This window comes from Corynebacterium frankenforstense DSM 45800 (assembly GCF_001941485.1).
GTDB classification, from domain to species: domain Bacteria; phylum Actinomycetota; class Actinomycetes; order Mycobacteriales; family Mycobacteriaceae; genus Corynebacterium; species Corynebacterium frankenforstense.
Map to the genome: position 1 here is coordinate 1,721,945 of NZ_CP009247.1, position 25,907 is coordinate 1,747,851.

At 72.3% G+C, this 25,907-nt stretch carries 26 protein-coding genes; 10 read left to right on the forward strand and 16 right to left on the reverse strand.

Features of this window, described 5'->3' with window-relative positions; genetic code table 11:
- The first annotated feature begins 35 nt into the window (after nt 1-35).
- A complete protein-coding gene (locus CFRA_RS07555) occupies nt 36-2,429 on the forward strand; it encodes a glycogen/starch/alpha-glucan phosphorylase (protein ID WP_075664143.1) in 2,394 nt (797 codons plus the stop codon).
- Nucleotides 2,430-2,624: 195 nt separating this feature from the next.
- On the opposite strand, the gene pyk is transcribed toward CFRA_RS07555, so the two are convergent.
- The 8 genes from pyk to priA all read right to left on the reverse strand — a co-directional run bounded on the left by pyk (nt 2,625) and on the right by priA (nt 9,941).
- Nucleotides 2,625-4,070 (reverse strand): pyruvate kinase, encoded by a 1,446-nt coding sequence (pyk, locus tag CFRA_RS07560; protein ID WP_075664948.1) that lies wholly within the window; start codon nt 4,068-4,070, stop codon nt 2,625-2,627.
- A gap of 166 nt (nt 4,071-4,236) precedes the next feature.
- A complete protein-coding gene (gene lgt / locus CFRA_RS07565) occupies nt 4,237-5,325 on the reverse strand; it encodes a prolipoprotein diacylglyceryl transferase (protein ID WP_075664144.1) in 1,089 nt (362 codons plus the stop codon).
- Between the two features lie 16 nt (nt 5,326-5,341).
- The gene (locus CFRA_RS07570; protein WP_075664145.1) at nt 5,342-6,172 is read right to left on the reverse strand and encodes an indole-3-glycerol phosphate synthase TrpC; all 831 of its coding nucleotides are present in this window, start codon (nt 6,170-6,172) and stop codon (nt 5,342-5,344) included.
- A gap of 151 nt (nt 6,173-6,323) precedes the next feature.
- Nucleotides 6,324-7,076 carry a TIGR02234 family membrane protein gene (locus CFRA_RS07575; RefSeq protein ID WP_245797517.1) on the reverse strand — a complete coding sequence of 251 codons (753 nt, stop codon included), beginning with the start codon at nt 7,074-7,076 and terminating at the stop codon, nt 6,324-6,326.
- A gap of 4 nt (nt 7,077-7,080) precedes the next feature.
- On the reverse strand, nt 7,081-7,446 hold the full coding sequence (hisI, locus tag CFRA_RS07580) for a phosphoribosyl-AMP cyclohydrolase (RefSeq protein WP_075664146.1): 366 nt from the start codon (nt 7,444-7,446) through the stop codon (nt 7,081-7,083).
- Complete coding sequence (gene hisF, locus CFRA_RS07585) at nt 7,443-8,219, reverse strand: imidazole glycerol phosphate synthase subunit HisF (RefSeq protein ID WP_075664147.1); 777 nt, start codon at nt 8,217-8,219, stop codon at nt 7,443-7,445. The genes hisI and hisF overlap by 4 nt, the downstream gene beginning before the upstream one ends.
- A gap of 63 nt (nt 8,220-8,282) precedes the next feature.
- Nucleotides 8,283-9,107 (reverse strand): inositol monophosphatase family protein, encoded by an 825-nt coding sequence (locus CFRA_RS07590; RefSeq protein WP_075664148.1) that lies wholly within the window; start codon nt 9,105-9,107, stop codon nt 8,283-8,285.
- A gap of 27 nt (nt 9,108-9,134) precedes the next feature.
- Nucleotides 9,135-9,941 carry a bifunctional 1-(5-phosphoribosyl)-5-((5-phosphoribosylamino)methylideneamino)imidazole-4-carboxamide isomerase/phosphoribosylanthranilate isomerase PriA gene (priA, locus tag CFRA_RS07595; RefSeq protein ID WP_083666896.1) on the reverse strand — a complete coding sequence of 269 codons (807 nt, stop codon included), beginning with the start codon at nt 9,939-9,941 and terminating at the stop codon, nt 9,135-9,137.
- A 155-nt stretch (nt 9,942-10,096) separates the two neighbouring features.
- Between priA and CFRA_RS07600 the strand changes: the two genes are divergently transcribed.
- The 5 genes from CFRA_RS07600 (at nt 10,097) to CFRA_RS07620 (ending at nt 13,879) form a co-directional block, all read left to right on the forward strand.
- A complete protein-coding gene (locus tag CFRA_RS07600) occupies nt 10,097-10,903 on the forward strand; it encodes an ATP-binding cassette domain-containing protein (RefSeq protein WP_075664149.1) in 807 nt (268 codons plus the stop codon).
- Nucleotides 10,900-11,550: an ABC transporter permease gene (locus CFRA_RS07605; protein ID WP_075664150.1), complete on the forward strand. Its 651-nt coding sequence runs from the start codon at nt 10,900-10,902 to the stop codon at nt 11,548-11,550. Before CFRA_RS07600 ends, CFRA_RS07605 begins: the two co-directional genes overlap by 4 nt.
- On the forward strand, nt 11,547-12,227 hold the full coding sequence (locus CFRA_RS07610; RefSeq protein ID WP_075664151.1) for an ABC transporter permease: 681 nt from the start codon (nt 11,547-11,549) through the stop codon (nt 12,225-12,227). The genes CFRA_RS07605 and CFRA_RS07610 overlap by 4 nt, the downstream gene beginning before the upstream one ends.
- Nucleotides 12,224-13,246 carry an ABC transporter substrate-binding protein gene (locus CFRA_RS07615; protein WP_245797519.1) on the forward strand — a complete coding sequence of 341 codons (1,023 nt, stop codon included), beginning with the start codon at nt 12,224-12,226 and terminating at the stop codon, nt 13,244-13,246. Before CFRA_RS07610 ends, CFRA_RS07615 begins: the two co-directional genes overlap by 4 nt.
- A gap of 111 nt (nt 13,247-13,357) precedes the next feature.
- A complete protein-coding gene (locus tag CFRA_RS07620; RefSeq protein WP_075664152.1) occupies nt 13,358-13,879 on the forward strand; it encodes a mycothiol transferase in 522 nt (173 codons plus the stop codon).
- 78 nt (nt 13,880-13,957) lie between these two features.
- Here CFRA_RS07620 and hisH read toward each other — a convergent pair whose 3' ends face one another.
- The gene (hisH, locus tag CFRA_RS07625; RefSeq protein ID WP_075664153.1) at nt 13,958-14,638 is read right to left on the reverse strand and encodes an imidazole glycerol phosphate synthase subunit HisH; all 681 of its coding nucleotides are present in this window, start codon (nt 14,636-14,638) and stop codon (nt 13,958-13,960) included.
- A 169-nt stretch (nt 14,639-14,807) separates the two neighbouring features.
- Here hisH and CFRA_RS07630 point away from each other — a divergent pair, with 169 nt between their 5' ends.
- Nucleotides 14,808-15,416, forward strand: a complete 609-nt coding sequence (locus CFRA_RS07630) for a cation efflux transmembrane domain-containing protein (protein ID WP_075664951.1) — start codon at nt 14,808-14,810, stop codon at nt 15,414-15,416.
- Between the two features lie 63 nt (nt 15,417-15,479).
- On the opposite strand, the gene CFRA_RS07635 is transcribed toward CFRA_RS07630, so the two are convergent.
- From CFRA_RS07635 to hisD, 5 genes are read right to left on the reverse strand one after another with little or no spacing between them, the layout of a single operon-like run.
- Nucleotides 15,480-16,928, reverse strand: coding sequence for an MFS transporter (locus CFRA_RS07635; RefSeq protein ID WP_156887986.1), 1,449 nt, complete (start codon nt 16,926-16,928; stop codon nt 15,480-15,482).
- Nucleotides 16,929-17,153 carry a hypothetical protein gene (locus tag CFRA_RS07640; protein WP_075664154.1) on the reverse strand — a complete coding sequence of 75 codons (225 nt, stop codon included), beginning with the start codon at nt 17,151-17,153 and terminating at the stop codon, nt 16,929-16,931.
- 3 nt (nt 17,154-17,156) lie between these two features.
- The gene (gene hisB, locus CFRA_RS07645; protein WP_075664155.1) at nt 17,157-17,762 is read right to left on the reverse strand and encodes an imidazoleglycerol-phosphate dehydratase HisB; all 606 of its coding nucleotides are present in this window, start codon (nt 17,760-17,762) and stop codon (nt 17,157-17,159) included.
- Nucleotides 17,759-18,940: a histidinol-phosphate transaminase gene (locus CFRA_RS07650; protein ID WP_075664156.1), complete on the reverse strand. Its 1,182-nt coding sequence runs from the start codon at nt 18,938-18,940 to the stop codon at nt 17,759-17,761. Before CFRA_RS07650 ends, hisB begins: the two co-directional genes overlap by 4 nt.
- Entirely contained in the window at nt 18,941-20,293 is a 1,353-nt protein-coding gene (hisD, locus tag CFRA_RS07655; protein WP_075664157.1) for a histidinol dehydrogenase, read from the reverse strand.
- A 174-nt stretch (nt 20,294-20,467) separates the two neighbouring features.
- Here hisD and CFRA_RS07660 point away from each other — a divergent pair, with 174 nt between their 5' ends.
- On the forward strand, nt 20,468-21,496 hold the full coding sequence (locus tag CFRA_RS07660; RefSeq protein ID WP_075664158.1) for a YbjN domain-containing protein: 1,029 nt from the start codon (nt 20,468-20,470) through the stop codon (nt 21,494-21,496).
- Here CFRA_RS07660 and CFRA_RS07665 read toward each other — a convergent pair.
- Complete coding sequence (locus CFRA_RS07665; RefSeq protein ID WP_156887987.1) at nt 21,493-22,158, reverse strand: hypothetical protein; 666 nt, start codon at nt 22,156-22,158, stop codon at nt 21,493-21,495. The two genes, CFRA_RS07660 and CFRA_RS07665, sit on opposite strands and share 4 nt — an antisense overlap.
- Nucleotides 22,137-22,817 (reverse strand): nuclear transport factor 2 family protein, encoded by a 681-nt coding sequence (locus CFRA_RS07670; RefSeq protein ID WP_075664160.1) that lies wholly within the window; start codon nt 22,815-22,817, stop codon nt 22,137-22,139. Before CFRA_RS07670 ends, CFRA_RS07665 begins: the two co-directional genes overlap by 22 nt.
- A gap of 125 nt (nt 22,818-22,942) precedes the next feature.
- Between CFRA_RS07670 and CFRA_RS07675 the strand changes: the two genes are divergently transcribed.
- Both CFRA_RS07675 and glgX read left to right on the forward strand, forming a co-directional pair.
- On the forward strand, nt 22,943-23,479 hold the full coding sequence (locus tag CFRA_RS07675) for a TetR family transcriptional regulator (RefSeq protein WP_075664161.1): 537 nt from the start codon (nt 22,943-22,945) through the stop codon (nt 23,477-23,479).
- Nucleotides 23,480-23,700: 221 nt separating this feature from the next.
- Nucleotides 23,701-25,902 carry a glycogen debranching protein GlgX gene (glgX, locus tag CFRA_RS07680; RefSeq protein WP_075664162.1) on the forward strand — a complete coding sequence of 734 codons (2,202 nt, stop codon included), beginning with the start codon at nt 23,701-23,703 and terminating at the stop codon, nt 25,900-25,902.
- Nucleotides 25,903-25,907 lie beyond the last annotated feature (5 nt).

The following is a 25,907-nucleotide window of genomic DNA, read 5'->3' on the forward strand; positions in this document are numbered from 1 at the left end:
ACACGTCCCGTTAACCGTGAGAGCAGGAGCAACTGATGTCCCACCCGTCCCCGATCCCCAGCCTGCCTGAGGCGCTGCCCGGCCACGTGCGCGGCGCCGCCGGCACCTCCCCCGCCGACGCGACGAACCGCAAGTACTGGTTCGGCCTGTCGCGTGCGGTCATGGACCAGATCGCCGACCGTTGGGAGGCCACCGACCTGACCTACAGCCGCGGCCGCCAGCAGCACTACTTCTCCGCCGAGTTCCTCATGGGCCGCGCCCTGCTGAACAACCTGACCAACCTCGGCCTCGTCGAGGAGGCCCGCGAGGCCGTGGCGAAGGACGGCCGCGAGCTGGCCGACGTGCTCGAGGCCGAGTACGACGCCGCGCTGGGCAACGGCGGCCTGGGCCGCCTGGCCGCCTGCTTCCTCGACTCCGCGGTCACCCAGGACTACCCCGTGACCGGCTACGGGCTGCTCTACCGCTACGGCCTGTTCCGCCAGTCCTTCGAGGACGGCTTCCAGAAGGAGTCCCCGGACGCCTGGCGCGACGACGGCTACGCCTTCACCTTCCGCCGCCACAGCCAGCAGCGCATCGTCCACTTCGACGACATGACGGTGCGCGCCGTGCCCCACGACATGCCGATCACCGGCTACGGCACCGACAACGTGGGCACCCTGCGGCTGTGGAACGCCGAGCCGATGACCGAGTTCGACTACGACGCCTTCAACTCGCAGCGGTTCACCGACGCGATCCTGGAGCGCGAGAAGGTCTCAGACATCTGCCGCGTGCTCTACCCGAACGACACCACCTACCAGGGCAAGGTGCTGCGCGTGCGCCAGCAGTACTTCTTCGTCTCCGCGTCCCTGCAGTCGATGGTGGCCAACTACGTGCACAACCACGGCGAGGACCTCCGCGGCTTCGCCGAGTACAACTGCGTGCAGCTCAACGACACCCACCCGGTGCTCGCCATCCCGGAGCTGCTGCGCATCCTGCTCGACGACTACCACATGAGCTGGGACGACGCCTGGGGCGTGGTCACGAAGACCTTCGCCTACACCAACCACACCGTGCTCACCGAGGCCCTCGAGCAGTGGGACGTCTCGATCTTCCAGACGCTCTTCCACCGCGTCTGGGAGCTGGTCTGCGAGATCGACCGCCGCTTCCGCGAGGACATGCGCGGCCGCGACATCGACGAGGGCCAGATCGCGCGGATCGCCCCGGTCCAGGACGGCAAGGTCCGCATGGCCTGGATCGCCTGCTACGCCTCCTACTCGATCAACGGCGTCGCCGCGCTGCACACCGAGATCATCAAGCGCGAGACGCTGGCCGACTGGCACGGCATCTGGCCGGAGAAGTTCAACAACAAGACCAACGGCGTGACCCCGCGCCGCTGGCTGCGCATGTGCAACCCGCGCCTGGCCGGGCTGCTGACCGAGGCCGCCGGCTCCGACGCCTGGGTCACCGACCTGACCGAGCTGGCCAAGCTCGCCCCGCTGGCCGAGGACGCCGCGACGATGAAGCGCCTGCGCGAGATCAAGGCGGCCAACAAGGCCGACTTCGCCGAGTGGGTCGCCGAGCGCGAGGGCGTGGAGATCGACCCCGACTCGATCTTCGACGTGCAGATCAAGCGCCTGCACGAGTACAAGCGCCAGCTGCTCAACGCGCTCTACATCCTCGACCTGTACTTCCGCATCAAGGTCGACGGCGAGCGCGACGTGCCCAAGCGCACCTTCATCTTTGGCGCGAAGGCCGCCCCGGGCTACATCCGGGCCAAGGCGATCATCAAGCTGATCAACGAGATCGCCCGCCTGGTCAACAACGACGAGGAGGTCTCGAAGTACCTCAGCGTCGTCTTCGTGCACAACTACAACGTCTCCCCGGCCGAGCACATCATCCCGGCCGCGGACGTCTCCGAGCAGATCTCGACGGCCGGCAAGGAGGCCTCGGGCACCTCGAACATGAAGTTCATGATGAACGGCGCGCTGACCCTGGGCACCCTGGACGGCGCCAACGTCGAGATCCTCGACGCCGTCGGCGACGACAACGCCTACATCTTCGGTGCCAAGGAGGACGAGCTGCCGGGCCTGCGCGAGAGCTACGACCCGAACGCCGTGGCCGACGCCACCCCGGGCCTGCGCCGCGTGCTCGACGCGTTGACCGGCGAGCTGCTCGACGACTCCGGTTCCGGCTGGTTCGCCGACCTGCGCCGCTCGCTGCTGGGCGACGGCTACAACGAGCCGGACACCTACTACGTGCTCGGCGACTTCGCGGACTACCGCGAGACCCGCGACCGGATGGCCGCCGACTACGTCGCCGACCCGGACCACTGGGCCCGGATGTGCTGGGTGAACATCTGCGCCTCCGGCCGGTTCTCCTCCGACCGCACCATCGCCGACTACGCCCGCGAGGTCTGGCACCTGGAGCCGACCCCGCTCGAGTGGGACTAGTCCTCCCCCGCACCGCCGCCCCGCACCGCGGTGCGGCGGCCCTGCCCCGCTCGTGACCGGGCGCCGGGTGGACCCCCGGACATGAAAAGAGGGGCCCCGTGAGGGGCCCCTCTCTTCGTGTTCAGACCCGTGCCCGCTCACCCGGGGGTGAGGGGGACGTGGGCCTGCCGACCTGCCTGCGGCCGGCTTTCCGACCTACTTGCGGTCGGCGTCCACGGCGGCGCCGGCGGAGAAGTCCTCGCCGAGCAGGTGCACGTGGATCATGTTGGTGTTGCCCTTGATTCCGGGCGGGGTGCCGGCCACGATGACCATCATGTCCTCGCGGTCGTACTCGCTCATCTTGAGCAGGTTCTCGTTGATCTCGACGATCATCTCGTCGGTGGAGGCGACCTTGCGGGTCAGGAAGGTCTCCGCGCCCCAGCTCAGGGCCAGCTGCGAACGGACCGAGGGATCCGGGGTGAACACCAGCAGCGGCAGGTGCGAGTGCAGGCGGGCCAGGCGGCGGGCGGTGTCACCGGAGGAGGTGAACGCGACCAGCGCGCGGGCGTTGAGACGCTCGGCGATGTCGCGGGCCGAGAAGGAGATCACGCCGCGCTTGGTGCGCGGGATGTGGGCCAGCGGGGGCACCGAGCCGCCGTGCTCCGCCTCGCGGACGATGCGGGCCATGGTGCGCACGGTGTGCTGCGGGTTGACGCCCACCGAGGTCTCGCCGGAGAGCATGACCGCGTCGGCGCCGTCGAGGACGGCGTTGGCGACGTCGGAGGCCTCGGCGCGGGTCGGGCGCGAGTTGTTGATCATCGAGTCCAGCATCTGGGTGGCGACGATGACCGGCTTGGCGTTCTCGCGGGCGATCTGGATGGCGCGCTTCTGGAACAGCGGCACCTCCTCGAGCGGGACCTCGACGCCGAGGTCACCACGGGCGATCATGATGCCGTCGAAGGCCAGCACGATGGACTCCAGGGCGTCGACCGCCTCCGGCTTCTCGAGCTTGGCGATGACCGGCACGCGGCGGCCGACCTCGTCCATGATCTCGTGGACCAGGTCGACGTCCGCCGGGGAGCGCACGAAGGACAGGGCGACGAGGTCGACTCCGAGCTTCAGCGCGTAGCGCAGGTCCGCCTTGTCCTTCTCGGACAGGGCCGGCACGGAGATGTCCATGCCGGGCAGCGAGACGCCCTTGTTGTTGGAGACGGGGCCGCCCTCGACGACCTCGCAGACGACGTCGTTGCCGTCGACCTCCTTGCAGACGAGGGCGACCTTGCCGTCGTCGACGAGCAGGCGGTCACCGGGCTTGGCGTCGCGCGCCAGGCCCTTGTAGGTGGTGGAGACGCGGTCGTGGGTGCCCTCGACGTCGTCGATGGTGATCCGGACGATCTCGCCGTTCTTCCACTCCGTCTCGGTCTCCTTGAACCGGCCCAGACGGATCTTGGGGCCCTGGAGGTCGGCCAGGATACCGACGGCGCGGCCGGTCTTGTCCGTGGCCTCGCGGACCCACTCGTAGTTCTGCTTGTGGTCAGGGTGGTCGCCGTGCGAGAAGTTCATGCGGGCGACATTCATGCCCGCCTCGACCAGCTCCAGGATGCCCTCCTGGCTGGCGACGGCGGGACCGAGCGTGCAAACGATCTTGGTTCTTCTATCCACGAGCTCCAACCTACTGCTTTCCGTTGTGGGTTTCCATACGAGCGACTGCCCGATCGGTCACGATGATGCCCGATTGTGTTGCTACTGTCACGTTTTTCAGTCCGCAGGAAGCCTGTTCGGCCGTTTCGGGCCCGGTCTGTGCCCGTTTCCTTGGGCACCCCGGAGCCTACCGTTCTTTCCCGGTTCCGTCCGTTCGTGTCTGCTTTGCCCCGGCGGAATTGCCGACGCCCGCGGCGTCGGCGCCGTGCGCCGTCGTGGTTGCCTCCCCCGCGGCGCTCGCCGCCCCCGGGGCGGCGGGTTCCCCGACGCCCGCGCCGGCCGCACGGTCGGCGCCTGCGGGGCCCGACGCGGCGTCGTCAATCTCCCTGCCCTCCTCGGCGGTGCCGGGCGCGGGGCGGTTCCCGAGCACCTCCCTGCCGGACTCGCGGCCGCGCGGCAGCAGCAGGAAGGCGACGAGGCCGACGACGATGAAGACCAGCGCGGCAAACGAGTTCACGCGCATGCCCAGGATGTGCTGGGCGGGGTCGGTGCGCATCAGCTCGACCCAGGAACGACCCAGGCCGTAGAGGACGAGGTAGAGCGCGAAGACGCGGCCGTGGCCGAGGCGCAGGCGGCGGTCCAGCCAGAGCAGCAGCAGGAAGGCACCGACGTTCCAGAGCGACTCGTAGAGGAAGGTCGGGTGCACCGAGGCGATGACCTCACCGGTGGAGCGCCCGGTCAGCGGCGCGAAGTTCCCCTCGGCGTCGACGCGGTAGTAGAGGTCGAGCGCCCAGGGCACGTCCGTGGGCCGGCCGTAGAGCTCCTGGTTGAACCAGTTGCCGAAGCGCCCGATGCCCTGCGCGAGGATCAGGCCCGGGGCCACCGCGTCGGCGAAGGGGGCCACCGGCACGCCGCGCCAGCGGTAGAAGACCCAGATGGCCAGCCCGCCGAGCAGGACCGCGCCGATGATCGCCAGGCCGCCCTCCGTGATCTTGGCCCAGGCCCAGGGGTCAGCGTCCGCGCCGAAGTAGTCCGGCCAGTGCGAGATGACGTGGTAGGCCCGGCCGCCGATGACGCCGGCGATGATGACCACGATGGCGGAGTCCCAGATCATGTCCGGGTCGCCGCCGCGGGCGCGGTAGCGGCGCAGCGTCAGCCAGAGAGCGACGAGGATGCCCGTGATGATGCACAGCGCGTAGGCGCGCACGGGGATCGGCCCGAGGTGCCAGACGCCCTGCGGGGGCGAGGGGATGTTGGCGAGGTAATCGGTGTGCACGACTCGCCATTGTGCCCTACCGGGCGGTCACGCGCCGGGGGCAGGCCGGGTGGTTGCCGGCCGCGGAGAGGGTGCGCACGCAGGCGGCCGGGTCCTCGTCGGTCATCACGGTCTGACCGACCACCACGGCGTCGGCGCCGGCCGAGGCGTAGGCGAGCACGTCGCGCGCCGAGCGCACGCCGGACAGCGCCACGCGGGCGACGGACTCGGGCAGTCCGGTGGTGATCTCGGCGAGCAGGCCGCGGTCGACCTCGCCGGTGACCGGGTCGCGCGCGTCGACGCCGACGACCTCGGCGCCGGCGGCCAGGGCCCGCTCGAGGGCCGGGTAGGTGCGGGCCTCGACCATGGGGGTCATGCCCAGCGAGGCGGCCCGGTCGACGAGGGCGGCCAGGCGGTCGGCGTCCAGGTAGTCGGCGATCAGCGGGATGACGTCGGCGCCGTGGACGCGGGCCTCGTGGATCTGGTACGGGTCGAAGATCAGGTCGCGGACCATCACGGGCACCGCCACGGCCGCGGAGACGGCGGCGAGGTCCTCCAGCGACCCGGCGAAGCGGTGCGGCTCGGTCTGCACGGCCAGCATCCCGGCGCCGGCCTCCTCGAGCTCGGCGGCGAGCACGCCCGCCGCCTTCGTGTCCAGGTCACGCAGCCGGCCCTGGCCCGGGCTGTGCCGCTTGATCTCGGGGATCACGGAGCAGCCGCCCTCGAGGAGTGCGGCCAGGCCGTCGCGGGCCGGCGCGCAGTCGCGGGAGGCGGCCTTGATCTCCCGGAAGGGCACCGCGCGCTCCCGACGTGCGAGTTCGAGGCGGGCGTGTGCGAAGACATGCTCCACGGCCACGGACGTCGACATCGCCGGCTCCTCTCCGCCACGCCCGGGGTGGGACGTGACTGGGGACACTGTCTGGTTCGTCTCGAATACTATCCCGGCGACTGCCCCGCCACGAAATCAGCCCCTCGCGCTGTGCGAGGGGCTGTCGGTGACGGTGGGCCACACCAGTAGTTCAGCGGTCCGTGGGATCGATGTCCGCGTCGAGGGCGTCCCAGAGCACCCGGCCGGACTCGGGGTCCTCCTCGAGGTCCCGGGTCACCCGCGCGCGGCGCTGGTTGCCGCGGGCGAAGCGGGTGCGCTTGGGCGCGTCGGTGCCCGGGCGCACGACGATGAGCACGGCGGCCAACAGCGCCAGGGCGGCGCCGGCCAGGGCGATCGAGGGGCCGAGGGCGTCGAGCTGGACGTCGGTGAGCTCCGCCCAGGAGTTCAGCGCGACGGGGTCGTCGGCGCGCTGGCTGTCCGCCCCGGAGGTCAGGAGCCCGAAGACGCGGTCGGGGTCCGGCCCACCGAGCAGCAGGCTCAGCGGGATCCAGGCGACGGCGGCGGCGATGAGCGCAGCGATCACGCCGACGACGCGGCGGCCCACCCGGCGCAGCACGAAGCTGCCGGCGGCGGCCGCGACGAGCAGCAGCGCCGCGACGGTCAGCTCGGTGGCCCAGGAGCCGCCGACAATGTCGTGGTGGGTCTGTCCCAGTTTGTCGTCGAAGCTGTCCACGCTGACCCAGGTCAGCCGCGAGCCCAGCCAGACGATCAGGCCGCCGAGGGAGACGCCGAGCGCGCCGCGGTTGGCGGTCTTCTTCTCGGCGACTCCGGTCGTGGCGGCGCCGGCGGCGGCGCCATCGGCGCCGTCCCCGGCGCCCGCGTCGGCCGCGTCGACTGTGCCCGCGGCGTCGTCACGCGCGGCGTCGGAAATCTCTTCGGCCACGGTCCTACTCCTCCCCCAGCAGCTCGTCGGCGTCGAAGCAGGTGCGGTCGCCGGTGTGGCAGGCCCCGCCCTTCTGGTCGACGACCATGAGCACGGTGTCGCCGTCGCAGTCGAGGCGCACCTGGTGGACGTACTGGGTGTGCCCCGAGGTCAGACCCTTGATCCAGTACTCGCCGCGCGAGCGCGACCAGTAGGTGCCCCTGCGCGTGGCGATGGTGTGCGCCAGCGCGTGGGCGTCCATCCAGGCCATCATGAGCACCTCGCCGGAACCGTGGGCCTGAACCACCACCGGCACGAGGCCGGCGTCGTTGAAGCGCACCCGCCCGGCGATGGCCGGGTCCAGCTCGAAGTCCGCGGGGTTCGTGCTCATCGGCGCACCTCCTGTCCGGCCGCGGCGAGGGCGTCCTTGACCTCGCCGATGGTGACCTCGCCGAAGTGGAAGATCGAGGCGGCGAGCACGGCGTCCGCGCCCGCGGCCACGGCCGGCGGGAAGTCCGCGGCCTTGCCGGCACCGCCCGAGGCGATGACCGGGACACTCACGGCGGCGCGCACGGCGCGCAGCAGCTCGAGGTCGAAGCCGTCCTTGGTGCCGTCGGCGTCCATGGAGTTCAGCAGGATCTCGCCGGCGCCCAGCTCGGCGCCGCGCCGCGCCCACTCGACGGCGTCGATGTCCGCCGAGCGGGTGCCGCCGTGGGTGGTCACCTCGAAGCCGCTGGGCTGCGGCTCGCCGTCGACCGGCACGCGGCGGGCGTCGACGGAGAGCACGATGCACTGGGCGCCGAAGGTGCGCGAGAGCTCGGCGACCAGGTCCGGGTTCTTGATCGCGGCCGTGTTGACCGAGACCTTGTCGGCCCCGGCGCGCAGCAGCTCGCGCACGTCCGCGACGCTGCGCACCCCGCCGCCGACGGTCAGGGGGATGAAGACCTGCTCGGCGGTGCGACGCACCACCTCCAGCATCGTGCCGCGCCCGGCCTTGGAGGCCGAGACGTCGAGGAAGGTCAGCTCGTCGGCCCCCTCGGCGTCGTAGCGGGCGGCCAGCTCGACCGGGTCGCCCGCGTCACGCAGGTTCTCGAAGTTGACCCCCTTGACCACGCGGCCCTCGTCGACGTCGAGACACGGGATGACCCGCACGGCCAGCGACATGGCTTCCTCCTTCTGCTCCTCGGCGGTGTGACGCGGCGGGCCGGGCCCGCCGGATGCGGCGGTTCAGCGGCCGCCGCGCTCTCTGACCCTGGCAATCGTAGTCAAGATGGCCTCGTGCGAGGCCGGCGCACCCGCGACAACCTCGCGCGAGTCGGGGGTCCACTCCTCGCCGTGGATGTCGGTGACCCGGCGCCCGGCGGCCCGGGCCAGCAGCACGCCCGCGGCGTTGTCCCACGGGTGCGGCGAGAGCGACAGCGCCCCGCCGAAGGTCCCGGTGGCGGTGAAGGCGAGGTCCACACCCACCGATCCGGTGATGCGCGGGCGCAGGAAGGTGCTGGCCAGCTCGGCGAGCAGGTCCTGGCGGAAGTGCGAGGAGAACTCGGAGCCGCTGGGCGAGGCCACCGAGGAGAAGCCGACCTGGGCGGGGATCTCGTCCGGGTTCGGGTCCGGGGTGATCTCCTCGCCGTTGACGGTGATCGGCCCGCCCTCGGTGACGGCCAGGCGCCGGCCGACCACCGGGATGGAGGTCACCGCGACGACGGGCTGGCCGTGGACGAGCAGCGAGACCAGGATCGCGGCCATGGGGTTGCCCACCGAGTAGTTGGCGGTGCCGTCGATCGGGTCGACGACCCAGGTGCGCTCGGCGTGGACGTCGCCGCCGCCCTCCTCGCCGAGCACCGGGATGCCGGTGGCCCCGAGGCGCACGCGCAGCAGCGACTCGATGTCCAGGTCGGCCTGGGTGGCGAAGTCGTGCTCGCCCTTGGCCACGCTCGGCGGGGCGCCGAGCCGGTCGAGGAAGACCTCCTCGGCGGACTTCACCGCGTCGACGGCCACCGCCAGCATGCCCGGCAGGTCGGTCTCAGCGCTCTCCGTGTCCTTCGCGGCCATGGTCCTCGTCCTCGTCTCCGGTACGTGTCATTCCGCCGCGGTGGGCTCCGCGGCGGTGGTCTCGGCGCCCGCGGCCCCGGCGGCCCCGGCGGCCTCGGCGGCCTCTGCGGCGGCCGCCAGGGCGTCGGCGAGCGTGAAGCGGTCCTCGTAGAGCGCCTTGCCGACGATCGCGGCGTCGATGCCCTCGTCGAGAAGTCCCGCCAGCTGGCGGACGTGGTCGAGGGTGGCCACCCCGCCCGAGGCGGTCACGGCGGCGTCGGTGGCCGCGGAGACGTCGCGCAGCAGGTCGACGTTGGGCCCGCTGAGCATGCCGTCGGTGGAGACGTCGGTGACCACGAAGCGGGTGCAGCCGTCGGCGTCGAGGCGCTCGAGCTCCTCCCACAGGTCGCCGGCGTCGTCGACCCAGCCCTTGGTGCGGGTCCGCCAGCGGCCCTCCTCCTCGAGGACGGCCAGGTCCACGGCCACCCGGTCGCCGTACTCGCCGAGCACCCGGGCGATCCACTCCGGGTTCTCCAGTGCGGCCGTGCCGATGTTCACGCGCGCCGCCCCGGTGCCCAGGGCGCGCTCGAGGGAGGCGTCGTCGCGGATGCCGCCGGTCAGCTCGACGTTGATGTCCAGCTCGCCGGTGATGCGCGCCATCAGCTCGTGGTTGGAGCCGCGCCCGAAGGCCGCGTCGAGGTCGACGAAGTGCAGCCAGTTCGCGCCCTGCTCCTGCCAGGCCAGGGCCGCGGCCAGCGGGTCACCGTAGGACTTCTCGGTGCCGGCGGCGCCCTTCTCCAGGCGCACGGCCTGGCCACCGACGACGTCCACTGCGGGCAGGAGCTCGAAAGTCATGCGACTCATCGTAGCCGCCGGGGGTGGGCCCGTGGGCGGAAACGTCGACCCGGCCCCACGGTGCCCCCACGGTGCTAGCGTGGCGGGACACGCATGCGCGCCCCGGCCCCACCGGGATCCGCGCGCAGTCTCCGAACACAGACGGGTCTTACCTCTTGATCGAGCTCCGCGACGTCACCGTCGCCTACCCCGGTACACCCTCCCCCGCCGTCGAGGCGGTCAGCTGCCGGTTCCCCGACGCCTCGGTCACCGCCCTGGTGGGCGCCTCCGGCTCCGGCAAGACCACCGTGCTGCGCACCGTGAACCGCATGGTCACCCCGACCTCGGGCACCGTCGAGGTCGACGGCCGCGACGTCGCGGACCTCGACGCGGTCGAGCTGCGCCGCTCCATCGGATACGTCATCCAGGGCTCGGGCCTTTTGCCCCACCGCACCGTCGAGGCCAACATCCTGACCGTGCCGAAGCTGACCGGCACCGAACCGGCCCACGGCGTCGAGGAGCTGGCCCGCATGGTCGAGCTGCCCGTGGACCTGCTGCGCCGCTACCCCGGCGAGCTCTCCGGCGGGCAGGCCCAGCGCGTCGGCGTGGCGCGCGCACTGGCCCACGACCCGCACATCCTGCTGATGGACGAGCCCTTCGGCGCCGTCGACCCGGTGGTGCGCCGCAGCCTGCAGGACCTGCTCGCCGAGCTGCAGTCCCGGCTGCGCAAGACGGTCGTGCTGGTCACCCACGACATGTCCGAGGCCTTCCGCCTGGCCGACCGTATCCTGCTGCTCTCCGCCGGCGGGCGCATCGAGCAGGAAGGCACCCCGGAGGAGCTGCTGACGGCCCCGGCCAGCGACCACGTGCGCGCCTTCGTCGGCGCCGACGCCCGCCGCCTGCACCTCGACGACGCCGGCCGGGTGGTGCGCGACGCGCGCGGCCGGGTCATCGGCACCCTCGACGGGGGCGGGCGCCCGTGAGGCTCGACTGGATCGCCGACAACGCCCCCGAACTGGCCGGCCTCGCCCTGACCCACGCCGGCCTGGCCGCCCCGGCCGTCCTGGCCGCCACGGTCATCGCCCTCCCGCTGGGCTGGGCCGCCCACCGCGCGAGGCGCTGGCGCGACGTGGTGGTCACCGCCGCCGGACTGGTCTACGCCGTGCCCTCGCTGGTGCTGTTCATCCTCATGCCGCTGTTCCTGGACACCTCGATCATCGCCCCGGCCAACGTCGTCGTCGCGCTGACCGCCTACGGGGTCGCGCTCCTCGTGCGCACCTGCGCCGACGGCTTCGACTCCGTGGACGCCACCGCGCGCACCACCGCCGAGGCCCTCGGCTTCAGCCCCGCCCAGCGGGTGTTCCAGGTGGAACTCCCCCTGGCCGGCCCCGTCATCCTCGGCGGGGTGCGCGTGGTCTCGGCCTCCACGATCGCGCTGGTCTCCGTCGGCGCGCTGATCGGCGTCGAGTCGCTGGGCACGCTGTTCACCGAGGGCTTCGCGCGCTCCTTCCCCACCGAGATCCTCACCGGGGTCATCGGCACCGTGGTGCTGGCGTTGATTTTCGACGCCGTGCTGGTCGCCGCCGGGCGCGTGCTGATGCCGTGGGGTGCGAAGGCGGCGTCCAAGTGATCTTCTTCCTCGACGCCCTGCGTTTCCTGTTCGACCCGGAGAACACGGGCATGCTGCTCGGCCGCCTCGGCGAGCACCTGCTCTACGCCTTCCTGGCGCTCGCCGCCGCGTGCCTGCTCGCCCTGCCGGTGGGCCTGTGGCTCGGCCACCGACGCCGCGGCTCCTCCGCGCTGCTGGCGCTCACCGGCGCGCTGCGCGCCATGCCGGCCCTTGGCCTGCTGACCTTCCTGACCGTGGAGCTGACCGTCGGGGTGAGCCTGCCGCTGGTGCCGACGACCGTCGTGCTGGTGATCCTGGCCGTGCCGGCCGTGCTGGCCAACGCCTTCTCCGGGATGGCCTCGGTGCCGGCCGAGATCGTCGACGCCGCGCGCGCCGTCGGCCACACCGAGAGCCAGATCGTGCGCGGGGTCGAGCTGCCGCTGGCCGCCCCGACGATCGTCGGCGGTGTGCGCTCGGCGATGGTGCAGGTCATGGCCACCACCACGGTGGCCGCCTACATCGGGCTCGGCGGGCTGGGCCGGCTGATCCTGGACGGCCTGGCCGTGCAGAGCTACTCGACGATGGTCGCCGGCGCACTCGTGATCATCGCCGCGGCCCTCGTCATCGACCTCGCCCTGGCGGGTGTGCAGCGCGCCGTGCGCCCGCGCACCGCCGCACCCGAAGGAGCAAACCCGTGACCGAGCACCACTCCCCCACGCACCGGCACACCGCACGCCCGCGCCCCGGCCGCGCAGACCACCACCCACGCCGGCCGGGCCCGGCGCGCCGCCTGCGCGCGCTCCTCGGCACCGCGCTGGGCGCCGTGCTCGCGCTCGCGCTGACCGCCTGCCTGAGCACCGACCCGACCTCCACCGAGGCCACCGCCGGCCGCGGCGGGGACGGCACGATCGTCGTCGGCACCGCGAACTTCCCGGAGTCCGACATCCTCGGCCACATCTACGCCGAGGCGCTGAACGAGGCCGGTTTCGACGCCGAGGTCTCCTCCGGCATCGGCTCGCGCGAGGTCTACACCTCCGCACTGGAGTCCGGCGACGTCGACGTCTTCCCCGAGTACCTCGGGGCGCTGGCCGTCTACTACGGCGTCGACGTCACCCCGGGCACGGACACCGACGAGCTGGCCGGGCAGGCCGCCGGGGCGCTGCCCGCCGGCCTGGCGATCGCGCAGCCGGCCCCGGGCGAGAACGCCGACTCCTTCCGCGTGCTGCCCGAGACCGCCGAGGAGCACGGCCTGCGCACCCTGGCCGACCTGGCCAAGCTGGACCCGGTGCGCTGGGCGGCGAACCCGGAGATCACCGGGCGCTCCTTCAACGCCGAGGGCATGGAGCGCGTCTACGGGGTGCCGGCCGACTCCATCGAGTACCGGCTGATCTCCGACTCCGGCGGCCCGCTGACCGTGACCGCCCTGCGCGACGGGCAGGTCGACGTGGCCAACATCTTCACCACCTCGCCGGCCCTGGACTCGGACGGAGACGAGGTCGACACGGTCACCCTCGAGGACCCGGAGGGCCTGGTCAACCCGGAGAACGTCACCCCGCTCTACCGGGCCGACGCCCTGCCGGAGGAAGCCGTCGCCGTGCTCGACCGGGTCAGCGCCGCGCTGACGACCGAGCGGCTGCGCGAGTTCAACCTGCGTAACGTCGGAGACGAGCGGGCCGAGCCCGCCGAGATCGCGCGCGACTTCGTCGAGAGCCTCTGAGCCTCACCCCACCCGGGCCGCCCGGGCCTCCGGTTTCCCCCGGGTGCCGCGCCGGTCCCCCCGCACCACGACCCCCGCCCCGCCCAGCGGGGCCGGCGAAAGGAGCACCTCATGAACGCCCTCGACATCCTGCGCGAGTTCGCCTCGCGGCCGCGCCTGGCCGCGCACGCGCTGCCCGACCTCGACGCCGGAGAGCTCAACGCCCACCCGGCCGGCCACCCCAACTCGATCGCCTGGCTGCTCTGGCACGCCGCCCGCGAGATCGACGTCCAGCTCGCCGAGCTGACCGAGAAGGGCCAGGTCTGGTCCGCGCAGGGCTTCGACACCCGCTTCGGGCTGCCGGACTCGGACGACGACTTCGGCCTCGGCCACACCCCCGAGCAGGCCCGCACGATCCACGTCGGGGACCAGGGCCTGCTCGTGGCCTACCTCGACGCCGTCTGCGACGCCTTCGACGCCTACGCCCGCGGCCTGAGCGAGGCCGACCTCGACGAGGTCATCGACAACCGTTGGGACCCGCCGGTCACCCGCGGGGTGCGGCTGGTCTCGCTGGTCGACGACGCCATCCAGCACGTCGGCCAGGCCTACCACGTCGCCGGGGCGCTCTCCGGGGACCCCGTCGGGCCCGCCTAGGCACCGACGACCCCGCCGAGTGCACGGCGCCGCAGGTACGCGCCGACGGCGCGTGGCGCGACGTCGGCAATCGGGGTTCTAGAAGCTCGCCAGCCAGTTGCGCAGCAGCGCGGCCCCGGCGTCGCCGGACTTCTCCGGGTGGAACTGCGTGGCCCACAGCGGGCCGTTCTCGACGGCGGCAACGAAGCGGTCGCCGCCGTGGCTGGCCCAGTGCACCTTCGGCGCCTCGGTCAGCCCGTCGGTGACCAGCTCCCAGTCGCGCACGCCGTAGGAGTGCACGAAGTAGAAGCGCTCGTCGGCGACGCCCGCGAACATCTCGGAGCCCTCGGCGACCTCGACGGTGTTCCAGCCCATGTGCGGCAGGATCGCGCTGTGCAGCTTCTCGACGGTGCCCGGCCACTGCCCGCAGCCCCTCGCGTGCTCGCCGTGCTCCTCGCCGTAGTCGAACATGACCTGGAGCCCGACGCAGATGCCCAGCACCGGGCGGCCGCCGGCGAGGCGCTGGCCGATCACGCGCGGGCCGTGCACGGCGTTGAGGCCGGCCATGCACGCGGAGAAGGCGCCCACGCCGGGCACGACGAGCCCGTCGGCCGCGACGGCGAGCTTCGGGTCGGAGGTCACGGTCACCTCGGCTCCGGCGCGCTCGAGGGCGCGCTCGGCGGAGCGGAGGTTGCCCGCCCCGTAGTCGAGGAGCACCACGCTCCTACGGTGCGGCGCGTGCTGCCGGTCGGCGGTCTGGTTCTCGGGGCACTCCTGCATGCGTGGGATCTTAGTCGGCGCGCCCGCCGGGCCGCCCGCGCCCCCGTCCCCGGCGCGGCCTAGGATCTGGGGCGTGTCCACCGCAGATCAGCCCGCATCCCCCGCCCCGCGGTCCCCGCACGCCGCGCGCGGCCCGCGCGTCGCCCTCGCCCCGGCGCGCCGCGCCCGCCTGAACCGGCGGGTGCGCCTGATCGTGGCGGTCACGATCAGCTACAACGTCGTCGAGGCGCTGGTCTCGCTGGCCGCCGGCGCCGGGGCCTCCTCGGGCGCGCTGATCGCCTTCGGGCTGGACTCGGTCATCGAGGTCGCCTCCGCGGTGGCCGTGGCCTGGCAGTTCTCCGCGAGGAACCCGGAGGCCCGCGAGAAGGTCACCGTCCGCGCGGTGGCGCTCGCCTTCTTCGCGCTCGCGGCCTACGTCGCCGTCGACTCGGTGCTCACCCTGAGCGGCGGGGCCGCCCCCGAGCACAGCCGGCTGGGCATCGCGATCACGGTGGCCAGCATCCTGGTCATGCCCGCGCTGGCCTTCGTCGAGTTCCGCACCGGCCGCGAGCTGGGCTCGGCCAGCGTCATGGCCGATTCGCGCCAGCTGCTGCTGTGCCTCTACCTGTCGGTGACGGTGCTGGTGGGCCTGCTGGCCAACGCGCTGCTCGGCTGGTGGTGGGCCGACCCGGTCGCCGCGCTGGTGGTCGCCGCACTCGCCGTGCGCGAGGGTGTGGAGGCCTGGCGCGAGGGCGAGCTCGAGGCGCCCAACGCGCTGCTCGCGGAGCTCGAGGAGTAGCGCGATTGCCGACGTCGCGCCACGCGGCGCCGGCGCACAGGCGCGGCGCGACGAAGTTGGCGGTCAGTCGCGCCGAGCGGCCGAGTCGTCCCCGCCCTCGCCGTCCTCGCGCTCCTTCCAGCCGGGGCGCGGCGGGCGGCGGCGCAGCAGGGCGGCGACGTCGACGGGGGCGTCGGCCGCGCGACGTCGTAAAGCACGCGCGCCACGCACCGCCCGGCGCGCCACCGGCACCTGGCGCAGGCGCGCACGGGTGTTGGAGTGCTCGGCGATGCGGTGGCGGCCCAGCACGGCGTCGGCGAAGGTGAGCAGCAGGCCCAGGGCGATCACGGCCGCGCCCATCGCGAAGGCGTCGGAGTAGGCCGCGCCGGCGGCGACCATGCCGAAGATGACGGAGCCGACGCCGGTTCCGGAGTCGTAGGCGCCGTTCCAGATCGCGGAGGCGTCCGAGACCCGGGAGCGCGGCAGGCGCATGAACATCGTCAGCAGCGCCTCGTTCTGCACCACGCCGAAGCCGCCGCCGAAGCAGATCGCCGCGACCACGAGCCACCACACCGACCAGTCGGCGAACATGACCACGGCCATCAGCGCCACGCCGACCACGGCCAGGGCCTGGCCGGGGCGCATCGTGGAGCCGGGCATGCCGCGGCGGTCCGCGATGACACCCGAGGCGTAGCGGAAGACCATCGAGGCGCCGCCGACGATCGAGAGCATGAAGCCGCCGATGACCGCACCGGTGACCGGGTCGAGCTCCTTGACCGCGGCCGGCAGGAACGTCGAGACCGCGCCGAAGGACATCGAGACGGTCATGATGGCGGCCGCGGGCACGGTCACCAGCTTCCAGGTGGGCACCTTCGGGCCGGACTCGTCGATGTGCTCGTAGGCCGAGGGCTCGCTGCTGTCCTCGCCGCCGGGACGCACCGCGGGGATGCGCAGGCACAGCAGCGCCGCGCCGACGGCGATGACCGCGCCGACGATGTAGCTGGAGTTGTAGCCGAGGCCGGCGTTGACCAGGGCCAGGCCCAGCGGCAGGCAGAGCATCTGGCTCACGCCGAGGAAGACGCCGAGCATGCCGGAGGCCTTGCCCAGGAAGCGCACGGGCACCAGCTCGGCGATCAGGGCGGACTCGGCGACGGTCAGCGCGCCGAAGCCGAAGCCGCGCAGGGCGGAGAAGCCCAGGGCGGGCCCGGCGGACATGCCGAGCATGTAGCCCAGGGCGGGCACGCCGAGCAGGAAGGCGGCCACGGCCATCACCGGGGTGTAGCCGAAGCGGCGCAACAGCCGCGGGGTGAAGACCTGGGTGGCCACCGTGGTCACGATGAACGCGCCGGTGGTCCAGCCGGCCAGGGTCTCCGAGCCGCCGGAGTCGATCACCGCCAGCGGCACCACCGGCAGCAGGACGGACCAGCTGCCGAAGGCGCAGGCGACGGCGAGGAGGGTGGGTATGTAGCCGGGGCTCTTCCAGATGCTGTCGAGCTTCTCGATCTCAGCACGGGACAGAGCCTGCACAGCCACTTACCTCACTCCTCCGATCAGCATGACCACCGCCGCCGCCACGGCCGCCGCCGCGACCAGGGCGCAGAAGACGGTGAGTTTCTTCGCGTCATTCTGGTAGGCCGAGATCGTCGCCCCGACCATGAGACCCGCCACGGCGAACATGAAGTAGATCGGCCAGGGGCTGGCCTGGTCGGTCTCCTCCGCCGCGGCGAGGACCGCCGCAACTGTAGCAGTCGTGCCCACGGGTTACAGGGCCCCCTTCGTCGAGGGCACCCCGTGCACGCGCGGGTCGTGCTCGGTGGCCTCGCGCAGCGCACGGGCCACGGCCTTGTACTCCGCCTCCGTGATGTGGTGCGGGTCGCGGCCGTAGTGGCAGATCACGTGCAGGGTGATCCGCGAGTTCAGGGCCAGCGACTCGAAGAAGTGCCGGTTGATCACGGTGGCGTAGTGGCCGCCGATGACCTGGTGGACCATGTGCTCCGGCTCGCCGGTCATCACGAAGTAGGGGCGGCCGGAGAAGTCGACGACGGCCTCGACCAGGGTCTCGTCCATGGGCAGCTGGCGCTGGCCGAAGCGGCGGATGCCGGCCTTGTCGCCGACGGCCTCGGCGAGGACCTGGCCGAGCACGATCGCGGTGTCCTCCACGGTGTGGTGGGCGTCGACCTCGGTGTCGCCCTCCGCGGTGACCGTCAGGTCGAAGGCGCCGTGGGTGGCGAAGGCGGTGAGCATGTGGTCGAAGAACGGCAGGCCGGTGTCGATGCGGCTGACGCCGGTGCCGTCGAGGTCCAGCTCGACGGAGATGTCGGTCTCGCCGGTCCTGCGGTGCGCGGCGGCGGTGCGGTGTGCGGTCACTGTGCGGCTCCTTGTGCGTGGGGGTCGTCGTCATTGCCGACGCCGTGGTGGGCGAGGTCGGCGGCCACGGCCAGGAAGGTGTCGTTCTCCTCGGGCAGGCCGACGGTCACGCGCAGGTGACCGGTCGCGCCGACGTCGCGGATGAGCACCCCGCGCTCGAGGAAGGCCTCGAAGACGGCGTGCTGGTCGGCGAAGTCGCCGAAGAAGATGAAGTTCGACGCGCTGTCCTGGACCCGGTAGCCCAGCTCGGTGAGCTTCGCGGCCACGCGGTCGCGCTCGGCGGAGAGCTTGGCCACGGTCGCCAGGGTCTCGTCGCTGTGGCGCAGCGCGACGAGCGCGGCGGCCTGCGAGAGCACCGAGAGGTGGTACGGCAGGCGCACGAGCATGACGGCCTCGACGAAGGCGGGGGCGGCCACGAAGTAGCCGAGGCGCCCGCCGGCGAAGTCGAAGGCCTTGGACATGGTGCGCGAGACGACGAGCTTGGTCGGGTACTTCGCCAGCAGCGTGCACGACGAGGGGCTGTCGGAGAACTCCATGTAGGCCTCGTCGACGACGACGATGCCCGGCGCGGCGGCGATGATGCGCTCGATGACGTCGAGGTCGGTGACCTCGCCGGTCGGGTTGTTCGGGGTCGTGACGAAGACGATGTCCGGGGCGTGCTCGGCGATGGCGGCCAGCGCGGCCTCGGCGTCGATGCGGAAGTCCGCCCCGCGCGGGCAGTCGATGAACTCGGTCTGCGTGCCGGCGGCCAGGATCGGGTGCATCGAGTAGCTCGGCTGAAAGCCCAGCACGCTGCGGCCCGGCCCGCCGAAGGCCTGCAGCAGCTGCTGGAGGACCTCGTTGGAGCCGTTGGCGGCCCAGACGTTGTCGCGGGTGACGGCCACGCCGGTCTGCCCGCTGACGTAGGCGGCCAGGGCGTCGCGCAGCTCGACGGCGTCGCGCTCCGGGTAGCGGTTGAGCGTGGCGCCGAGGCGGGCGACCTCGGCGACGAGGTCGTCGACGAGCGCCTTCGACGGCGGGTAGGGGTTCTCGTTGGTGTTCAGCCTGACCGGCACGTCCAGCTGCGGGGCGCCGTAGGGGCTCTGCCCGCGCAGCTCCTCGCGCAGCGGCAGCGCCTCGAGGCCGACCCCGGCGGCGACGGTGCCCGGCAGGTGGCGGTTCGCGTTGTCGGTCCCCATCTACTTCTCCCCCTCCGCGTCGTCGGCGGTGCCCGCGTCGGCGCCCGTCCCGGCACCGCGGGCGCGCACGGCCTCGCCGTGGGCGGGCAGGCGCTCGACGTCGGCCAGGGTGACGATGGTGCCGGCGATCTCGGCGAGCGCGTCGGCGCTGTACTCGATGAGGTTGACCGGGCGCAGGAAGGTGTGCGAGCTCAGCCCCGCGCTGAAGCGCGCGGTGCCGGAGGTCGGCAGCACGTGGTTGGAGCCGGCGGCGTAGTCGCCCAGCGGCACCGGCGAGTAGGGGCCGACGAAGATCGCACCGGCGTGGCGCACGCGCTCGGCGACCTCGCGGGCGTTGCGGGTGTGCACCTCGAGGTGCTCGGCGGCGTAGGCGTCGGCCACGCGCACGCCGGCGTCGACGTCGTCGACGAGCACGATGCCGGACTGGGCTCCGGTGAGCGCCTCGGCCACGCGCTCGGCGTTGAGGGTGACGGTGTAGCGCCGCTCGATCTCGCGGTCGACGGCCTCGGCCAGCTCACGGGAGTCGGTGATGAGCACGCTCGCGGCCATCGGGTCGTGCTCGGCCTGGCTGATCAGGTCGTAGGCGACATAGACCGGGTCGGCCGAGTCGTCGGCGAGCACCGCGATCTCGGTGGGGCCGGCCTCGGCGTCGGTGCCGACGACACCGCGCACCAGGCGCTTGGCGGCGGTGACGAAGATGTTGCCGGGGCCGGTGACCATGTCCACCGGCTCGAGGCCTGCGGCTTCGTCGCCGTACGCCAGCAGGGCCACGGCCTGCGCGCCACCGGTGGCCCAGACCTCGTCGACGCCGAGCAGCGAGCAGGCGGCCAGCACCGTCGGGTTCGGCCAGCCGTCGTTGTCCACCTGCGGCGGGGAGGCCACCACCAGGGTGGACACGCCGGCCTCCTGGGCGGGGATGACGTTCATCAGCACGCTGGAGGGGTAGACGGCCTTGCCGCCGGGCACGTAGAGGCCCACCCGCTCGATCGGGTGGAAGACCTCGGTGACCTCCGCGCCCTCGGCGAGCGTGGTGGTGTGCGGGGCCGGCACCTGCTCGGCGTGCACCTTGCGGATGCGCTCGATGGCCTGCTCCAACGCGGCGCGCACGTCGTCCGGGAGGGCGGCCACCGCGGCGTCGACGATCTCACGTGGCACGCGCACGGACCCCGGGCGCACATGGTCGAAGCGCTCGCCGAGCTCGAGGGCGGCCTCGGCGCCGCGGGAACGGACGTCTTCGACGATGGGCTGGACCTTGGGCAGGACCGCGGCGACGTCGGTGCCGCCGCGCGGCAGCACCCGGCGCAGCTCGGCTACGCCCGGCTCGCGGCCGGTCAGGTCCGTGACGGTGAGCATGATTGGGGACTCCACCTCTCAGGGGACAAATTCCTCGTTGACAGTGACAGGCCTCATTGTATGGACCGGGGGTTGCATGAAACGCCACACCCACCCCCGCGGGGACACTAGAGTGATGTTTCGACCAGGAACACGATCCCCCGTCCGCCCCTCCGGACCCCCGAGGAGGACCCCGTGCCCCACCGACACCGCCCGCCGCGGCGCACCCCCGCGCGCGTCACCCTGGCCCGACTCAACGCCGCAGCCGCCAGCTTCGGGTACCACTACTACGCCGAGCACGACCGCTTGCTCATCCCCTTCCCCCACCACCGCACGCTGGCCTACCTGACCAGCCCCGGCGGCACCCCGCTGCTGGTGCTGGCCAGCCAGGCCCGCGCGGACCTGCCGCTGGAGGAGGCCACGGACCTGGCCGCGGAGATCGACGCGTGGAACCGCACCCGCATCAGCCCCTCCCTCTACTTCCGCCACAACGGCGACGGCTCCCTGGCCGTGCACGGCCGGGCCGCGGTGCCGGTGGCCGCGGGGTTGACCGACGAACAGCTCGCCGAGGCCGTCGGGCTGGAGCTGACCGCCGCCCAGCTGGCCGTCGACGCACTGGCCGCCCGCTTCCCCGCGCTGCGGGAGACCGGGACGAACACCGGCGACGACGCGGACGAGGCGACGGCCTTCGACATGGACGCCGTGGCGCTGGCCGCCCCGCCGCCGGGCGGCACCGAGGCGCCGCCGTACCTGCTGGCCACCCCGGACGGGGCCGTGGCGCCGCGGGAGACGAGCCCGGTGACCCCGGACCGCCTGCTCGGGCTGCTGGCCGCCGAGGGCGTGCCCGCCACCTGGGCGGGCCCGGACGTGGTGGCCGCCTGGGTGGGCGCGACCCTGGTGGGGCTGACCCTCGAGGAGGGCCCGCACCTGCTGATCACCGCGCACTGGGGCCCCGGCCCCGGCGTCGAGGAGGAGCTGCGCGCGCGGCTGGTGTGCAACGACTGGACGGCGGTCTCCGCGCTGACCCGCGCGTTCACCAGCCGCGCCGAGGCGGGCCTCGAGGTGCGCACGGAATTCGCGCTGGCGGTGACGGCCGGGCTCAACCCCGCGCAGCTGCACGGGGCGGTCACGGGCGGGATCGCGGCCGTGCTGCGCGCGGTGCACACGGTCTCCACCGAGCTCGGCGGGGTCGGCGCGCTGCGGCGCCGCGGCCCGGGGTTCTAGGCCTCCCGGCGGGCGGAGCCGCCGGGAACGTCGGAGACGTCGGAGCGGTCCACGGTGGCGCCGGCGGTGGTGGCGCCGTCGGTGGGGGCGCCGGCGGGTCCACGGGCGGTGGAGCCAGCGGGTGAGACGGCGCCTGCGCCGACCGCGACCTTCCCGTCCCCGTCTGCGTCACCGGCCCGGGTCTCATCCTTCGACCCCTCCGGGCCCTTCGGCTCCGGCTCGAGGTCGACGAGCCCGGCGCACCAGTAGAAGATCGCCGCGCAGAAGGCGGCGGCGACAAAGGTCACCGTGCCCGGGGTCAGGGAGACCGGCAGCCGCCCGGGCGGATCCGCCAGCCAGTAGGCGACCAGATCGCCGGTCGCGGCGAACACGCGGGTGCCCACGACCGCGACGACGGCGGTCCACAGCAGCATCGCGATGCCGCGGACGCGCGGGAAGAGACGGTAGGTCGCCAGGGCACACAGGGCCGCGGTCACGCAGACCAGCCCGACGAGCGCGATCCAGAAGCCGAAGGGCGCACCGACCCCGGCGGCCACGCCCTCGGGGTCCAGACTGAAGGTCGGACGCACCAGGCCGGAGACCGCGCCGAGCAGCGCGTAGGCGGTGACGGCGACCGCGAAGACGGCGGCCGCGGCGTTGACTACCTGTCGCACATCAGCCACCGGCCGTCTTCACGCACGAGGCGCACGTAATTGGACTCCTGGGCGCCTCCCATAGTCAAGTTCACGAAGGCCGAGGCGTTGTCGCCGTCGACGCGGACGTCCTCGACGGTGTGGGTGCCGCCAGGCATGCCGGCCTCGCCCAGCGTGGCGTCCACGGAGTAGGCGTTCCGGATCTCCTCGGGGCCTCCGGCCGCGTCGAGTACCGCCGAGCAGGAGTTGTCGATGATGGTGCCGGCCAGGTCGGAGACCTTGGTGTCCGGGTTACCGAGGGCGCCGAAGTAGCTGTCGATGACGGCGGTGATCTCCGCGGCGTCCTGCTCACCGGCGGCCTCGCCGTCGACCGGCTCCTGCTTCTCGATCTGCAGATCGCCCTCCAACGGGTTACCCACCTGCGGAACCTCGCCGTCGCCCGAGCCGGAGCCCTCGGCGCCCGAGCCGGCCTTGCTGCCGACCTTCGCCCCCTTGTCGTCCCGGCCGTCGGCGTTCCCGTCGCCGTCGGCGGCGTTGCCGTCACCGTCGTGCAGGACCGCGCCGCCGGTGCTTTCGGTCGAGCCGGCCTGGGCGGCGGTGTCCGCTGCGTCGTCGCCGCCGCAGGCCGTCAGGGTGAGGGCGGCGGCGGTGACGACGGCCAGGATCCTGGTGCGGTGGGAAGTGAGCATCTGTGAACCGGCTTCCGTTTCTCCGAGGCGGACGCCCGCGCGAGGTCCGCTGATTTATGTGCGCCGCTGACCATACCAGCCCCGACCGCGGTTCTCCGGGGACGTTCTGCGCGTAAACTGTCGGTGTGGCCCTGAACCGTTCCCTCATCCTCGACACCGCGCTCGAGCTCCTGGACGCGTACGGGCTCGCCGACGTCACGATGCGTCGCGTCGCCGGCGCCCTCGACGTCGCCCCGGGCGCGCTCTACTGGCACCTGAGCAACAAGCAGGAGCTCATCGCCGCGATGGCGCGCAGCATCCTCGCACCCGTGCTGGACCCCGACGGGGAGCGGTCCGAGGCCCCCGCCGTCGGCGACCTGCTGCGCAGCTTCCGCTCCGCGGTGCTCGCCCACCGCGACGGCGCCGACGTCGTCTCCTCCGCGCTGTCCACCCCGCCGTTGCAGGCGGAGGTGCTCGAGCGCGTCTCCGCGGCCGTCGCCGCCGAGGGCGTGGACCCGGACGCAGCGCTGGTGCTGCTGCACTTCGGCATCGGCGCGGTGGTCTCCGAGCAGGCCGCCCGCCAGCTGGCCGCCGACGCCGACGGCGAACCGGTGGACGAGGAGGCCGCCGCGGCCGCCTTCGACCGTGGCGTGGCCACGATCCTCGCCGGCGCCGCGCAATAGCGGCACCCCCGCCTTCCCCCGCCGCGCATTGACACGGGACACGCCCCTCCCCCATTACGCCGGGGCCCGCGCGCCGCACCCGCGCCCCGACACGCCGGGCCCCGCGCACCCCACGGGCACCGGCGTCCAGGCCCGCTACCACGGCATCCGCCACCGAGAACGGGCCACGAGCCCGCACGCCGAATCGATTTAGGCCGGGATCTGCGACTAAAATCGGTGACATGCACTCACAGAGCAACCCGTCGCTGTCTATCTGGCCCGGCAACCCGCAGCCGCTCGGCGCCACCTACGACGGCTCCGGAACGAACTTCTCCATCTTTTCCCGGATCGCGGACAAAGTAGAGCTCTGCCTCATCGACGAGGACGGCGCGGAGACCCGCGTCGAACTCACCGAGACCGACAACCACAACTGGCACTGCTACATCCCGGGAATCCAGCCCGGCCAGCGCTACGGCTACCGCGTCCACGGCCCCTACGACCCGGACGCCGGCCACCGCTGCGACCCGAGCAAGCTGCTCGTCGACCCGTACTCGAAGGCCTTCGACGGCGAGTACGACGGCGACGCATCCCTGTTCTCCTACGACATCAACGACCCGGACAACCCGGAGGGCCGCAACGAGGATGACTCGCTGGGCCACACCATGCTCTCGGTGGTCATCAACCCCTACTACAACTGGGAGGGCGACAAGCACCCGCGCATCCCGGACCACCACACCGTCATCTACGAGACCCACGTCAAGGGCATGACGGCCACGCACCCGGACGTCCCGGAGCACCTGCGCGGCACCTACGCCGGCATGGCGCACCAGTCCGTGATCAACTACCTGAAGGACCTGGGTGTCACCGCAGTCGAGCTGATGCCGGTGCACCAGTTCTACCAGGACGACCGGCTGCGTGAGCTGGGCCTGCGCAACTACTGGGGCTACAACACCCTGGGCTTCTTCGCCCCGGAGCAGCACTACGCCCACTCCGCGGAGCCGGGCGGCGCGGTGGCCGAGTTCAAGTCGATGGTGCGCGCGTACCACAACGCGGGCATGGAGATCATTCTCGACGTGGTCTACAACCACACCGCCGAGGGCAATCACATGGGCCCGACGCTGAGCTTCCGCGGCATCGACAACAGCGCCTACTACCGCCTGGTCGAGGACGACCCGCGCCACTACATGGACTACACGGGCACCGGCAACTCCTTCAACGTGCGCGACCCGCACTCGCTGCAGCTGATCATGGACTCGCTGCGCTACTGGGTCACCGAGATGCACGTCGACGGCTTCCGCTTCGACCTGGCCTCCACCCTGGCCCGCGAGTTCGGCGACGTCGACCGCCTGGCCACCTTCTTCGACCTGGTCCAGCAGGACCCGATCGTCTCCCGGGTCAAGCTGATCGCCGAGCCCTGGGACGTCGGCGAGAACGGCTACCAGGTGGGCAACTTCCCGTCGCTGTGGTCGGAGTGGAACGGCAAGTACCGCGACACGGTCCGCGACTTCTGGCGCGGCGAGCCGTCGACGCTGGGCGAGTTCGCCTCGCGTCTGACCGGTTCCTCGGACCTCTACGACCACAACGACCGCCGCCCGACCGCCTCGATCAACTTCATCACGGCCCACGACGGGTTCACCATGCATGACCTGGTGAGCTACAACGACAAGCACAACGAGGCCAACGGCGAGGACAACCGCGACGGCGAGAGCCACAACCGCTCCTGGAACTGCGGCACCGAGGGCCCGACCGACGACAAGGAGATCCTGGACCTGCGCCGCCAGCAGATCCGCAACTTCATGACGACCCTGCTGCTCAGCCAGGGCACGCCGATGATCAGCCACGGCGACGAGATGGCGCGCACGCAGGGCGGCAACAACAACGTCTACTGCCAGGACAACGAGATCGCCTGGATGGACTGGCAGCAGCTCGAGGACAATGCGGCGCTGCACAGCTTCACCCGCCGGCTGGTCGAGATCCGCGACCACCACCCGGTCTTCCACCGCCGCCGGTTCTTCGCCGGCGGCCCGCTGGGCACGGACGCGCTGGACCGCGACATCGCGTGGCTGGTGCCGAACGGCACGATGATGACCCAGGACGACTGGAACTTCCAGTTCGGCAAGGCCCTGATGGTCTACCTCAACGGCAACAACATCGAGGAGCCGGACCGCCACGGCAACCGCATCGTGGACGACTCCTTCCTGATGATGTTCAACGCCCATTACGAGGACATCGACTTCACCCTGCCGCGCCGCGAGCTCGGCCGCGGCTGGCAGCTGATGGTCGACACCACGGAGCCGGAGGGTGTGCCCTCGGACAAGGAGACGGAGTGGGCCGCGGAGACGACCCTGACCGTCCCGGCGCGCTCGACGATCGTGCTCAAGCAGACCGCCGCGCCCGACTTCGGCGAGGACGACCCGGATCGCCCGAAGAAGGAGTCGATGTAGTCTGT